The 13,300-nt window shown below is 45.8% G+C and carries 10 protein-coding genes; 9 read left to right on the top strand and 1 reads right to left on the bottom strand.

The genetic code is table 11. From position 1 onward, the window contains the following. Positions 1-28: 28 nt before the first annotated feature. From recJ to ACH59B_RS18825, 3 genes are all read left to right on the top strand, one after another. Positions 29-2,425: a single-stranded-DNA-specific exonuclease RecJ gene (gene recJ, locus ACH59B_RS18835; RefSeq protein ID WP_404302379.1), complete on the top strand. Its 2,397-nt coding sequence runs from the start codon at positions 29-31 to the stop codon at positions 2,423-2,425. 65 nt (positions 2,426-2,490) lie between these two features. Next, on the top strand, positions 2,491-3,003 hold the full coding sequence (locus ACH59B_RS18830) for an adenine phosphoribosyltransferase (protein WP_013372637.1): 513 nt from the start codon (positions 2,491-2,493) through the stop codon (positions 3,001-3,003). A gap of 228 nt (positions 3,004-3,231) precedes the next feature. Continuing rightward, positions 3,232-5,280, top strand: a complete 2,049-nt coding sequence (locus ACH59B_RS18825; protein WP_404302377.1) for a methyl-accepting chemotaxis protein — start codon at positions 3,232-3,234, stop codon at positions 5,278-5,280. Between the two features lie 146 nt (positions 5,281-5,426). On the opposite strand, the gene uraA is transcribed toward ACH59B_RS18825, so the two are convergent. Then, positions 5,427-6,737, bottom strand: coding sequence for a uracil permease (gene uraA, locus ACH59B_RS18820; RefSeq protein WP_016819129.1), 1,311 nt, complete (start codon positions 6,735-6,737; stop codon positions 5,427-5,429). A gap of 269 nt (positions 6,738-7,006) precedes the next feature. Here uraA and ACH59B_RS18815 point away from each other — a divergent pair, with 269 nt between their 5' ends. From ACH59B_RS18815 to hisS, 6 genes are all read left to right on the top strand, one after another. Next, a complete protein-coding gene (locus tag ACH59B_RS18815; RefSeq protein ID WP_016819128.1) occupies positions 7,007-9,184 on the top strand; it encodes a bifunctional (p)ppGpp synthetase/guanosine-3',5'-bis(diphosphate) 3'-pyrophosphohydrolase in 2,178 nt (725 codons plus the stop codon). Positions 9,185-9,321: 137 nt separating this feature from the next. Then, complete coding sequence (gene dtd, locus ACH59B_RS18810) at positions 9,322-9,768, top strand: D-aminoacyl-tRNA deacylase (RefSeq protein ID WP_013372633.1); 447 nt, start codon at positions 9,322-9,324, stop codon at positions 9,766-9,768. Positions 9,769-9,837: 69 nt separating this feature from the next. Then, positions 9,838-10,062 carry a hypothetical protein gene (locus ACH59B_RS18805; RefSeq protein WP_145958755.1) on the top strand — a complete coding sequence of 75 codons (225 nt, stop codon included), beginning with the start codon at positions 9,838-9,840 and terminating at the stop codon, positions 10,060-10,062. 229 nt (positions 10,063-10,291) lie between these two features. Continuing rightward, positions 10,292-10,798 (top strand): type 1 glutamine amidotransferase domain-containing protein, encoded by a 507-nt coding sequence (locus ACH59B_RS18800; RefSeq protein ID WP_031462070.1) that lies wholly within the window; start codon positions 10,292-10,294, stop codon positions 10,796-10,798. Between the two features lie 61 nt (positions 10,799-10,859). Beyond that, entirely contained in the window at positions 10,860-11,330 is a 471-nt protein-coding gene (locus tag ACH59B_RS18795) for a hypothetical protein (protein ID WP_031462069.1), read from the top strand. 658 nt (positions 11,331-11,988) lie between these two features. After that, positions 11,989-13,233, top strand: a complete 1,245-nt coding sequence (gene hisS, locus ACH59B_RS18790; RefSeq protein ID WP_013372628.1) for a histidine--tRNA ligase — start codon at positions 11,989-11,991, stop codon at positions 13,231-13,233. Positions 13,234-13,300: the final 67 nt, after the last annotated feature.

Genomic DNA, 13,300 nt, shown 5'->3' with positions numbered 1-13,300 from the left:
GCCGACTATGAAAGAAAGGTGAATAGGATTGCTTCATTCGCAGTACAGATGGAAGACCCCGGAGGTTAACCTGGAAGCGGCTCAACCGTTAACAGAAGAGCTGGGGATTTCACCATTGTTGTCCCGGCTTTTAGTGAACCGGGGCGTCACTACGGCCGGGGAAGCAAACCGCTTTTTGTACGGAAGTGTGGACGATGTACACGACCCATTTCTGCTTCTTGGCATGAAAGAGGCCGTGCCGAGAATTCGCCAGGCTCTGGAGCGCGGCGAGCATATATTAATCTATGGCGATTATGATGCGGACGGTGTATCCAGTACATCATTGATGATTCAGCTTATGCGTTTTCTGAAGGCATCTTATGATATTTACATTCCCCATCGTTCTAATGAGGGATATGGTCTGCATAACCATGCTCTGGATTGGGCACATCAGCAGGGAGTGACGCTGGTCATTACAGTGGATACGGGAATTAGTGCAGTAGAGCAAATTGCTTATGCGACTTCCTTAGGAATCGATGTGATTGTGACTGACCATCATGAGCCGCCTGCTGTGCTTCCCGAGGCTTATACTTTGATCAATCCGAAGCTACCGGATTGTCCCTACCCGTTTAAAGGCCTTGCAGGCGTTGGTGTTGCCCTGAAGCTGGCTCAGGCGCTGTTGAGTGAAGTACCCGAGGAATGGTTTGAAATCGCCGCTATTGGTACGGTAGCTGATTTGATGCCACTACATGGTGAGAATCGGACGATAGTACGTAGAGGGATTCAATCTATGAGAAACACTGCATTCCCAGGGATTCGGGCGTTGCTTCATGTAGCGGGTGTGGAGATATCCACAGTGACTTCGGTCAACATCGCATTTGCATTGGCACCGCGGATTAATGCGAGCGGGCGTCTGGATCATGCGGGACGAGCAGTTTCCCTGCTGACGACAGAAAAAGAGGAGGAAGCAGACCAGCTTGCGCATGCGCTGGATCTGCTCAATCGTGAGCGCCAACAAGTGGTCGAACACATAGTGGAGCAAGCCGAGCAGCAATTAGCATCCAAACTAAATGAAGGCAAGCTTCCATCTGTGATTGTTTTGGCTGGTGAGGGCTGGAATGTTGGTGTCGTCGGAATTGTGGCATCCAAGCTATTGGATCGGTATTATCGTCCGACCATTATTCTGGGCATAGATGCGGAGACAGGCATGTGCAAAGGCTCTGCTCGTTCTATTCCTGCATTGGATATATACAGTGCTCTTACAGATTGCCATGAGCTCATGGAGCATTTTGGTGGACATCCTTCGGCAGCGGGGATGACGCTGTCCCGTGACAATCTGGAATTATTCGAAGAACGGCTTAACTGCTATGCAGGTTCCATTTTGACACCGGAGGATTTTATCCCTATAGCTGAGGCTGATATGGTCTGTCGTCTGGATGAGGTGTCTTTACAAGTGGTTGAAGAACTGGAATTACTTCAGCCTTTTGGGATGGGAAATCCTTCTCCACGATTCATATTACAGGGGCTTCAATTGCGCGAGGCTCGTAAAATGGGACGTGAGAAAAACCATGTGAAGCTACTATTGGAGCAGAATGGTTTATCGTTGGATGCGATTGCCTTCCGACGTGGCGATTTGGCTGATTTTTTACAGCAGCAAACGGACATAGATCTGTTGGGCGAGTTATCAATTAACGAGTGGAACGGTAAACGTTCACTTCAGCTGATGATGCAGGATATTCGTGTGCAGGCTCCGCAAATTTTTGATTATCGTGGAGTATCGGACCCACTTGCCGAACTGGAGCGAGGGCTGAGGATCTTCCATCCAAGCTTAAAGGAACGAAAGAATGATGTTGCGGTGTTGATCCATCCGTCATCCCGGCTTCGGACATCGAGCTCCGTGGGCGCTGAATCCTTATGGTTATACGATAAAGATGGCAGCGTTACTCCTAGTGATGGTCGAAAAGATACACAGCACTCTGTGAAGTCGCTGTTCGTACTGGAGCCGCCAGATACACCCGAGCAGTTTCATGCATTATGGTCTACCTTTGAGAATGTAGAGAACGTGTTTCTTCTTCATTCGATCAGTGAGCGTGGCGGCCGGCTCGTGAGCCCCGATAGGGAGCTGTTTAAGCGTATTTACATTGTTCTTTCTCGAATGGGAACACAGCTAATTGATGAAAAAGCAATGCTACCTGCTCTTAGCAGGCAGTGCTCGTGTTCAGTGCGCATGTTATCCAAAGTATTGGACATCTTCGAGGATCTTGAATTTTTGACTCGTACAGATGGTCAATTTCGTTTTGTATCCAATCCGCCCAAGCGGGATTTAACTGCTTCTCCGCGCTATCAGGAATTGTACAATATGGCTGAGATGGAGCGGTATTTACTGGATGCGGACACCACCCAGATGACGAGCTGGATCATGTCGCTTATGAAAGGTGCGTCTTGAGATATTACCTTGCAGTTTTGTAAAATGTATATACTAATTAGAAGTTTACAGTAGGAGGAACTAAGTTGGACTACAAAGAATATATTCGGGTAATTTCCGATTTTCCACAACCAGGGATTAGTTTTAAGGACATTACGACCCTAATGAAAAATGGTGAACTGTATCGCAAGGCGATCAACGATATGAAGGAACTGGTATCTGATTTAAAAATTGATTTGATTGCAGGTCCGGAAGCACGTGGATTCGTTGTTGGTGCACCTCTGGCTTATGCGCTTGGTGTTGGTTTTATTCCCATCCGTAAGAGTGGCAAGCTGCCTGGAGAAACCATTGAGGAAGCATACGGTTTGGAATATGGTAAGGATACTCTAGCTATGCATAAGGATGCGATTGAGCCGGGGCAAAATGTTCTGATTGCTGATGATCTGCTTGCTACAGGCGGAACCATCGCTACGTCCGTTAACTTGGTACGCCAACTTGGTGGCAATGTGGCAGGGGCTGCCTTTCTTATCGAGCTGTCTGACCTCAACGGACGGGCGAAGCTGCCTGACGTAGATGTATTCACCCTAATTAAGTACTAAGTGTTTAGAAACCGGGGTTTCCCGGGAAATATTTATACATGGATTACCTAAATAGTCCGTTGGAACATCTCTTTATCTAAAGAGTTGCTCCATCGGACTATTTTTTGATTGTAATTAAATTGGATTTTTTATTGTAACAAATTACCACGGGTTTTATTGGAAAATACTTATAAAAAAATAAAATAAATGTCGATAAAAGAGTAAAAAGAAACAAGAGGTGGATATATATTGGGTATATTTCAATTTAAGAGTTTACAAGCACGGACATTTTCTACCTTGGTTCCGCTAGTACTTATAACGCTGATTTTAATCAGTTTTTTGTCTTATTTTTTTGCCAAGCAGAAGCTGGATACGGAAATAAGCCAAAATGCTGCTCATTCCTTGTCGAGGGTTAAAGCAGATATAGCAGCTAACATAGATCGTCATGCTTTACTTGTTTCGATGCTGACTAAGAGTGCGGAACAACTGGGAACAGAAATGAACATTGAGGGCTATGGACGATTCTTTGAACAAGAGCTGACATTAAATGATATGACTTACGGGTTAGGGATTTATTTTGCTAAAGATGCGTATGACCCAGGAGTGACATACCGTTCAATATATGTGCATAGAGATGGCGAGCTAGTCAAGCAATCGACTGAATATGACGATCCGCAATATGACTATTTAACGCAGCCTTGGTATACAGAAGCCGTGGAACGTGGTAAAGACATAAATTTCACAGAGCCTTTTTACGATAGCAAGCTGAACATCAATATGATTACGGAAGGGAAAGCATTTTACGACAGGGAGGGGAAACTATTAGGTGTCATTACAGGCGACCTAAACATGACGAGTATCCAGACGTATATTGAAAAAATGAAGTTTGGTACTCAAGGTAGTGCGATCTTAGTGGATAAGAATGGAGCCATTCTGTCATCCGGTCTTCAGTCCTTAAAAGCAGGCGAGCCGTTAAAAAACACGATGAATGCGGAAGCAGCACAATCTATTCAAAGTGGTATGTCTGGACAACTATCCATACACATTGATAATGAGGACTACCGGATAATGTACGAAACACTCCCACAAACCGGATGGAAAATTGGTGTATTACTGCCAGAATCGGATTTGAATCGCTCTGCGAATGAAATGCTTAAACTTCTGCTGATTGTTAGTGTTATAGGTATTTTACTAATTATGGGAGCGGTATTGATTAACAATTCAGGCATGATCAAAGAAATTAAAAAAATTAGGCAGATGACCAATCGTATGGCACTTGGTGATTATACCGTTGAATTACCACATCATCGTAAAGATGAGTTTGGCCAAATGGCTGATGGGATCAATAAAGTGATTGTTGCAACCAGAGGAATGGCGTCACGCTTGAGCGAAGAGTCAGGTGTGATCTCAGGTGTATCTTTAAAAATATCTCAGGAGATTTCCGGAGCGACTAAAGATGCGCACCATAATGTAGGAGAACTGGCGCAGGTAAAGGAAGGGGCAGAGCTTCAGTTGACCGCAGCAGCAGAAAGTGCGACTGCGATGGAAGAAATGGCTGTTGGCATACAGCGTATTGCTGAATCTATACAGCATGTATCCGAGACTACCACTGAAATTGAACAAAAGGCCCAACAAGGAAATGAACGGTTAAACGTGGTCAGCCAAGGAATGCATAAAGCGAAAATGTCTATGGATGAGGCAGGCAGGGTAGTAAGCTCGTTAAATGAGCGGTCCGCTCAAATTGGCAGCATTATTGGAATGATTCAGGATATTAGTGGGCAGACCAAGTTGCTGTCGCTGAATGCTTCCATTGAAGCCGCTCGTGCTGGGGAGCATGGCCGAGGGTTCGCTGTAGTGGCTTCAGAAATCGGAAAGCTGGCCGTAAACGTAAGCGAGTCTGCGGAGCAAATTACAAATCGAATTCGAGCCATGCAGGAAGAAACCAAATTCGCTTTGGAAGGAATGCAGCAGGGGGCTCTGGAGATGGATGAAGGCGTATCTATTTTACGTGAGGTGGAAGAACGTTTTATAGCGATGAATCAAGATATTCAGCAGGTGGCGATAGAAGTGCAGGAGGTCTCATCTGCCTCTGAAGAAATGTCGGCAGGCTCAGAAGAAGTTGCTGCATCTATTGGTTATCTTGCAGATATTGCGAAAGCTTCAGCTGAACGTGCAGGGCAAGCCTCGGAACGATCCGAACGGCAGTTAAAGGATCTGGAAGGTCTGGACAGTTCCGCCAAGTCACTTACAGGTGTTTCTGATACGCTTAATCAGGTTGTATCCCGTTTTCGTGTGTGATATCTTATTTTAAAAATAAATAAAAAAGCCGTGCATAAAAAGACGCCGTTCCAGGTAAGAAGGATACTTACACGCTTGTCTATACAGCCTGAGCGTGTTCATCCATAACTAACATGGAGCGGCGTTTTAAAATTGAAAAGTAGATATTAATCTGGTGTTTTTTCAGTTAAAGGTTCCTGCGTTTTATCATTCGACCAGCCGAGCACATCAACCAGCTTGAAGAACAAACTCAGAATAATACCGATGATTGTCGCCAGGGCCATACCTTTCAAGGTGACCGCACCCCAAGTGAGCGTAGTACCGCTGATTCCGACCACAAGCACGATGGTAGCGAGCAGCATGTTAGTTGGCTTGGCGAAATCAACTTTTTGCTCGACGAAGATTCTAAGACCAGAGGCAGCGATCACACCGAATAATAGCAAGGATACGCCACCCATAACTGGAGATGGAATATTAGAAACAATCGCTGAGAACGTACCCGAGAAGGACAACAGGATGGCAATAACGGCCGCTCCGCCAATAACCCATACAGAGTACACTTTAGTTAATGCCATAACACCGATATTTTCACCATAAGTCGTATTAGGTGTAGAACCAACAAAACCGGAAATGATGGTAGAAATCCCGTTACCCAGCAAAGAGCGGTGGAGACCAGGATCTTTGGACAACTCACGTCCGACGATGTTGCTCGTCACTAGCAAGTGACCAATATGCTCTACGATGACGACCAGAGCAACCGGAAGAATCGTCAGCATAGCCGAAGCATTAAAGGTTGGAGTGGTAATTGCGGGATGAGCGAACAAAGGAGCGTCCGCAATAGCCTGCGTATTGACCATACCCATGAAATAAGCAAGCACATAGCCCACCACGATACCGATTAGAATATGAATGATTTTGGCAAATCCGCGAAACAACACCGCACCCAGAACAGTAACACCGAGCGTAACGAGGGAAAGGGTGATCGTTTTGGGATCTGGCGTCCAGGCTTTAGTAGGATCGGCATTAATAATGCCTGCCATGCCTGCAGCAACCGGAACCAGTTCCAGACCAATCAAGGCTACGATTGATCCCATGACAGCCGGTGGAAAAACGATGTCTAGCCAACGTGTCCCGGCGTATTTGATTACCAGTGCAACGAGACAGAAAATAATACCTGTAACGATGAAAGCACCCAGGGCCATTGCATAGCCATTGCTGCCAGGGTTACTTTTAAGCACAAGACTGACAGGAGCGATAAAAGCGAAGCTGGAGCCGAGATAGGCAGGGATTTTGCCACGGCAGATCCATATGTACAACAATGTTCCGATACCGTTCATGAGCAAAATCATGCCGGGATCGACGCCAAAAATATTGGGCACCAGCACGGTGCTGCCAAACATGGCAAACAAATGCTGTACGCTGAGCAGGATCCCAGGTCCTGCTGGAAGCTTTTCATTAACTTGAATTTCGCGTTGCAACGCAGTTCACTCCTTAGTTCTTTCAATTATTCTTATATACATTAATTACTTTTCGTAATTTTTTCAATATAATTCGTTTCATTTCGTCAACAATCCTGATTTTACTTAACCATGTGTGACAAAATAATGCGACAGTGCCAAACCTGTAATAGTTGACGTGTGGCGTGCTAAGCGTCATAATTGTAGGAAATCACTTTTAAAAGGGAACCTTTGCGCGACATTGATCGGCGGGTTCCATTTTGCATAGAAAGGACACGGAATAGAGCAGAATGGGGATAGAGCAATTACTTAAAAAGGCCGGGGCCTATACCAGAGAAGCAGATCTTATCCGCATCAGGGACGCCTATGATTTTGCCGAGCAGGCCCATTCCGGCCAGACTCGTAAGTCCGGTGAACCTTATATTCTGCATCCGCTTGCGGTTGCTGATATCGTCGTTAATATGCAGATGGATACCATCTCCATTATCGCCGCTCTTTTACATGACGTTGTGGAGGATACGACGGTGTCTTTGGCGCAGATTCGCGAGCATTTTGGCGATACATGTGCGATGCTTGTTGATGGTTTGACGAAGCTGGAGCGTATCCAGTTCCGATCCAAGGAAGAACAGCAGAACGAAAATTATCGAAAAATGTTTATTGCCATGGCGCAGGACATTCGTGTCATCGTCATTAAGTTGGCAGATCGTCTGCACAACATGCGTACCCTGAAATATCAATCGGAAGAAAGCCAGCGTCGAATCGCTTATGAAACGTTGGAAATTTTCTGTCCGGTTGCAAACCGATTGGGTATTTCAGCGATTAAATGGGAAATGGAAGACATTGCTTTGCGCTATCTGAATCCTCAGCAGTATTATCGCATCGCTAATTTGATGCATAAGAAGCGGGCAGAGCGCGAGCAATTTATTGATAATGTCATACAGCGTATCAGAGAGAAGCTGGAAGAGATGGGGATTCAGGCTGATTTGTCTGGACGCCCTAAACATATTTACAGTGTGTTTAAAAAGATGACGACAAAAAACAAGCAATTCAATGAAATATACGATTTGCTTGCGATTCGAATTATTGTGGATAACATTAAAGACTGTTATGCCACATTGGGGATTATCCATACGTTGTGGAAACCGATGCCGGGGCGGTTTAAGGATTATATTGCCATGCCTAAGGCTAATATGTATCAGTCCCTCCATACGACCGTAGTAGGTCCCAACGGAGAGCCTACAGAAGTACAAATTCGCACAGTGGATATGCATCGCACTGCTGAATTCGGGATTGCGGCCCACTGGGCCTATAAAGAAAACAACGGGGCAAATAACACAAACTTTGAGGATAAAATCACCTTTTTCCGAGAAATTCTGGAGCTGCAAAACGAGGCGAAGGATGCTTCGGAATTTGTGGAATCACTCAAAATGGACTTTTTCTCAGACCTTGTGTTTGTCTTTACTCCTAAGGGAGAAGTCATTGAGTTACCGGCTGGATCGGTTCCGCTGGACTTTGCTTTCCGTATCCATACAGAAGTTGGAAATCGAACGATTGGCTCTAAGGTAAATGGAAGAATTGTTCCTTTGGATTATCGTCTGAAAACTGGCGATATCGTGGAAATTATGACGTCCAAGCACTCCTATGGACCTAGTCAGGACTGGCTTAAAATTGCTCAGTCCTCTCACGCGCGCAGTAAAATCAAGCAATGGTTCAAGAAAGAAAAGCGTGAGGAAAATGTAGAAAAAGGCCGCGAAAGTCTGGAACGTGAGCTAAGGAAGCGTGATATTGAGCCATCCGTGTGGATGAGCGAGGACAAACTTCAGGATGTGGCACAAAAGTTCTCTTTTAATGATTCTGAAGATATGCTGTCTGCGATTGGCTTTGGCGGTATAACCGCAGCGCAGGTTTGTACACGTTTGACAGAGAAGCTGCGCAAGGAACAAGAAGAGGCACGTCTAATTGAGCTGACGACCGAGGTTAAGGAGTACAAACCCCAGGGTGATCGGAAAAAAACACCGACCAACGGTGTCAGCGTCAGAGGCGTCGACAATTTGCTCGTTCGCTTTGCACGATGTTGTAATCCCGTACCGGGTGATGACATCATCGGCTACGTAACACGCGGGCGCGGCGTATCTGTTCACCGTACCGATTGCCCGAATATTCCTTCGGGTGTGGGCGAAGATCAGGCGCGTGTGATTGAAGTGGAGTGGGAAGAAGCAGCCGAGGTCAATTATAGTGTCGATATTGAGATTACAGGGCATGACCGCAATGGTTTATTGAACGAGGTGCTCCAGGCCATTTCTGAGAATAAAACTAGCTTCTCGGCCGTGACAGGACGTACAGATAAAAATAAAATGGCAATGATTCACATTACAATTCTTATTCGTAACACGGATCATTTGCATTCTGTTGTCGAACGGATCAAACGGGTGAAGGATGTATACACCGTGCATCGGATTATGCAATAAACTTGTTAAGCATACACGCAGGTTTATATAGCCTATGTAATACATCTTGGGTACAAAGACTCATAGGTGGCTGAAAGAGCCGTGGTACGACTGTAAGCACCTTGTAAGGAGAAGAGTAAAGGAGCAGCGGATAGGCAATGAAGATCATTATTCAGCGCTGTAAAGACGCTCAGGTAACGGTGAATCAAAAGGTGGTCGGTAAAATCGGAACTGGATTAATGCTGCTGGTTGGTATTGGTCAGGGAGATACGGCAGCCGATGCCGTTTATTTGGCGGATAAAACAGCGGGATTGCGTATATTTGAAGATGCTGAAGGCAAAATGAACGACAGCGTTCTGGATGTCGGTGGGGCCATTTTGTCTGTCTCGCAATTTACGTTGTATGGTGACTGCCGTAAAGGGAGAAGGCCCAACTTTATGGGAGCAGCCAAACCTGAGGAAGCGGAGAAGCTGTATGATTTCTTTAACAGCCAGCTTCGAGCCAAGGGCCTGGAGGTCGAGACGGGGATTTTTGGAGCTATGATGGATGTTTCCTTGACCAACTGGGGTCCAGTGACGTTGATTTTGGATAGCGAACGTTCGTAGGTATCCATTCTTGGTATGATCTGAGAACATGAGTAGAAGAGAATAAAATAGCCGTTTAGAGGAACCATAATGTCATCCCGGTTGGTAAGCAGCCATCTGGAAAGCCTTAAGGGTGACAGGAGAGACGAAGCTATGCGTCAGACCCCAAAAATGGACGGATATCAAAGCGCGGTGCTACTTTATCCTGGTAGTATGCGGGAGGCAATCAACCTTACTCGTAATGCTGATGCGTTATTACAGCATGTTGCTACAGCTATGGACAAGCCAGGACGCGGTGCCCTACCGCGTAGGTAAGTCATTTGTAAATGCAGCATTAACGACGTATTGTCTCAAGCGGTTATAAAGAGATCGAAAATAATTATGTAGCAGTACATCATGGAGGAGCCAACGGGCTCCTTTTTCTTTTTCACTGCTTGGAATTGTTATAAACACAGATCAAGCGGGTAATAACAAAGCGTGGTAAACAAACAAACCTAACTTTAAGCTCGCTTTAAGGATAACCGGAAAGGAGATCTGAACGATAATGAGTAAAATTGCATTTTTGTTGGCTGACCAATTTGAGGATTCCGAAATGAAGGTCCCTTATGATGAACTGAAAAAGGCTGGACATGAGGCAGATATTATTGGATTAAAACAAGGTGAAAAAGTGAACGGTAAGCAAGGCAAAGTTAGCTACACTATTGAAAAAGCCATTGCAGATGTGAAATCAAGTGACTATGATGCAGTGGTTATTCCTGGTGGATCATCACCGGAAAATCTGCGTTTGGATGCCAATGTTCTGAAGTTTGTAACTGAAATAAATGAGTCCAAAAAAACGATCGGAGCTATCTGTCACGGGCCGCAAATTTTGGCGAGTGCCGATTTGTTACAAGGCCGGACGATTACAGCTTACCCTCCATTGAAAGATGACTTGATTAATGCGGGTGCTCATTTTGAGGATCAAGAGGTGGTGGTGGACGGTAACTTTATTACGTCTCGGACTCCTAAGGATGAGCCCGCTTTTGTGCGTGAGTTGTTAAAGGCATTGTAATTTAACCGTGAATGCTTCCTAGATTTATGCCAGTACAATTCCCAAACGAGGAGGATTTGATATGGCTAAACAGATTCAGGCTTATTTTCGCACAGAAGATGAAGCTGAGGGCGCCAGAGCTTCGCTTCAGGCTTATAGAACTGAACATTTGGAAGTAGGTGCTCTGGATGAGACGCTCGGTCGGGAGACGAGGGTTTTAATTCCGTTGGTCCCTTATAACAATACTGGCTCTGTGAGCACAGGAGGTTCTGCGGGTGCGGCGATTCCAGCCGCAGGGACTTATGGCGAGAATATTCTACCCGATGCGAAGAATGACGAGATTAATTCTAGTGCAGCCCAAAGGGATCTGAATGAGGACAGGAGCGGAACAACGAGTCATGACGGAGGTTTGCTCCGTGCGACTGATGTGTATATTAACGGTGATCATGATGAATTACGGTATGTATTGTCCGCCAAGGTGAATGATGCCGATTATGATGAGATCATTTATAAGCTTCGTTCCAATCGTGCATATGTGGCGCAGCTGGATTAAAAAGGGAGCGAATGTCACAAAAATGTCGATATACGAGGAAATTAGTCACACTAGAGTGGCTGTAATACAATTGTAATATTCGAAACATCATTCCTTAATATTCGTTGTTTATAATAACAGCATGACCCCCTTTTGATATATCTTTTTAAACCTGCGGACCGTTTCCGCAGGTTATTTTCTTTTTATAAGACTTATTTGTCTGATTCTAGGGGGAATGTCTTGACTTTGTCGAAGCAGTTCATTAAAATCATAAAATAATGAAAAATGATTTGATGACGGGACCAAGTACTCCGAACCCACAAGCGCAGAGAGGAATTTCCAGGCTGTAAAAATTCCCTTGATGAGCGGACGAATGACCTCCCCGAGAACAGGCGGCGAACAATGAGGAATCTCTGCTGAGTCATGCATGGCATATGCCAAACAGCGGACCATCCTGCATAATAGCCGTACTGCGCGTTACGGGCGTTATACGTATGAGCGGAGTCAGTGTAATGCTGACGGACACTGAGTCATTTATATGCTAGTGGTCTGGGTAAACTCCGGAATGTGGGTGGTACCACGGGTGATTTGTAAACGACAATCCCTCGTCCCTGTTAATGATAACAGGGCGAGGGATTTTTTGTTTTTATAAGAAATACAATGACGGGGGGATACGTAAATGGCCTTTCAAAAACCGACGGGAACACAGGACTTGCTGCCAGGCAGTGTAGAAAAATGGCAAGTGGTCGAGGAAAAAGCTCGTGAGATTAGCCGCCGCTTTAATTACCGAGAGATTCGTACACCAATGTTCGAACAAACGAATTTGTTCGTTCGGGGCGTGGGTGAAACGACCGATGTGGTGGAAAAGGAAATGTACACTTTTGAGGATAAAGGCAAACGGAGCATGACGCTGCGTCCGGAAGGAACGGCAGGGGTTGTCCGCTCTTATGTGGAGAACAAACTGTATGGTGAACCGGATGTAACTAAGCTGTACTATATCGGCCCAATGTTCCGGTATGAGCGTCCACAAGCTGGGCGTCAGCGCCAGTTTCACCAATTTGGCATTGAAGCATTCGGGGCGATGGACCCGGCGCTGGATGCAGAAGTTATTGCTTTCGGGTATCAGTTCTGTCGTGAGCTGGGCCTGAAAGGGGTACAGGTAGAAATCAACTCTGTTGGTAATGCTGCCAGTCGTGCTGCTTATCGGCAGCATTTGGTGGACTTCCTGATGCCCATTAAGGATACGTTGACCAAGGAGAGCCAAGCGCGCATCGAGCGTAATCCGCTGCGTGTGCTGGATAGCAAAGATGATCAGGACAAATTTGGCGGAGCACCTTCGATTTTGGATAGTTTGGACGAGGAATCCAGCACGCACTTTGAGAAAGTGAAGCAAAATTTGGATGCGATGGGCGTGGAATATACAGTGAACCCGCGTTTGGTACGAGGGCTGGATTATTATACGCTGACAGCATTCGAGTTCAAAGCCGAAGGCATTGGTGCTATTGACACGATTGGTGGAGGCGGTCGCTACAACGGATTGGTTGGAGATCTGGGCGGACCGGATCAGCCAGGGATTGGTTTTGGCATTGGGCTTGAGCGAATTCAGCTGATTTTGGAGCATCAGGGTGTCAAATTGAACGAAGCCAAGCCGCTGGATATCTATATGGTGGCTTTGGGTGAGGCGGCAGAAACGGAAGTGACCAAACAACTGTTCAAGCTGCGTCAAGCTGGATTTTCCGCAGAGCGAGATTATCTGGGGCGTAAAATGAAGGCTCAGATGAAATCGGCAGATCGCTTTAAAGCAAGATATACGGCGATTCTGGGTGATGATGAGCTGGTTAAAGGTGAAATTGCACTGAAAAACATGGAAACCGGTGAGCAACGTACCGTTAAGCTGGATCAGCTGGTGGAAGAATTAGGCTAAACAACATGATGTAACATCAGTCAGGGGGAGCTTCCCTCTGGCTGTCATATAGCATTAACTACTAAAC

Source organism: Paenibacillus sp. DP01 (assembly GCF_044784315.1).
GTDB lineage: Bacteria > Bacillota > Bacilli > Paenibacillales > Paenibacillaceae > Paenibacillus > Paenibacillus polymyxa.
Note: the sequence above shows the minus strand (reverse complement) of the source record. Positions and strands in the feature narration are given on the sequence as shown.